Source organism: Acinetobacter sp. NIPH 1852 (genome assembly GCF_022549455.1).
Taxonomy (GTDB): Bacteria; Pseudomonadota; Gammaproteobacteria; order Pseudomonadales; family Moraxellaceae; genus Acinetobacter.
On sequence record NZ_JAKZGG010000043.1, the window covers coordinates 1 to 1,091 of the forward strand.

The 1,091-nt window shown below is 40.3% G+C and carries 2 protein-coding genes; both read left to right on the forward strand.

From position 1 onward, the window contains the following. On the forward strand, positions 1-798 hold a 798-nt coding region (locus MMO38_RS16465), incomplete at its 5' end, for a phage major capsid protein (RefSeq protein ID WP_241324185.1). A 57-nt stretch (positions 799-855) separates the two neighbouring features. Continuing rightward, positions 856-1,062 (forward strand): hypothetical protein, encoded by a 207-nt coding sequence (locus MMO38_RS16470; RefSeq protein ID WP_241324186.1) that lies wholly within the window; start codon positions 856-858, stop codon positions 1,060-1,062. Positions 1,063-1,091 lie beyond the last annotated feature (29 nt).

The following is a 1,091-nucleotide window of genomic DNA, read 5'->3' on the forward strand; positions in this document are numbered from 1 at the left end:
CCAATGCGCAAAGTGTGTAATCAAATCACCGTAAGTACATCTGACTATAAAAAATTAGTCAGCTTGGGTGGTGCGGGTAGTGGCTGGGTTGGTGAAACAGCCGCACGTCCTGAAACAGGTACACCAACATTAAAACAAATTATGGCTTCCATGGGGGAGATTTACGCCAATCCACAAGCCACACAAACCTCACTAGATGATGTTTTCTTTAATGTTGAGACATGGCTACAAGATGAAGTTGCTCGTGAGTTTGCAGAAAAAGAAGGCTTAGCTTTCTTGCTTGGTGATGGAATTAACAAGCCCAAAGGTATTCTGGATAATCCTTTTGAAGCGACGGATGATAAAACTCGTCCATTCGGAACGATCCAACAACTGAGTTCTGGTACTGCTGGAACTTTTAATGGCGATAACCTAATTGATCTAATCTATTCAATTAAGGCGGGGTATCGTCAGAATGCAGTTTTTATGATGACCAATCTTACACAATCTAAAGCCCGTAAGTTAAAAGACAACGAAGGCAATTACCTGTGGCAACCTGGTCTACAAGCTGGACAACCTTCAACCTTGTTAAGCTATGGAATTGAAGAAAACAACGATATGCCAGAAGCCGAAGCGGATGCGAATGCTATTTTATTTGGTGATTTCAAACGTGGTTATACCATTGTTGATCGCATGGGAACTCGTATTTTACGCGATCCATTCACAAATAAACCTTATGTTGGTTTCTACACAACAAAACGTGTTGGTGGAATGTTGACAGATAGTAGTGCATTTAAAGTTTTAGCTTTAAAAGCATAATTCAATTTTGGTATTGAACGCCTCTTTTAAGAGGCTTTCTTTTTTTGGAGAGTTCAAATGCCAGTTATTACGGTTAAAGAGAAATTTAAGATTGCAATCGATAACGGTAATCAAGTTGTAGAGTTCGTACCAGGTGAATTTATGGTTGATGATCGTGTGGCTCATGTGGCCATTCACCAACTTAAAGTCGCTGTACTAAAAAAGGGTGGTAGCAAAAATGCCAATTCTGACACTGGAACAGGTGAAGCAGCGGCTCAAAATTGATAGCGAAGATGAGGATGCAGATCTTCAAC

Bases quoted from the DNA above. Each gene is read 5' to 3' on its own strand.
- MMO38_RS16470 (WP_241324186.1), top strand. From the start codon at position 856: ATGCCAGTTATTACGGTTAAAGAGAAATTTAAGATTGCAATCGATAAC.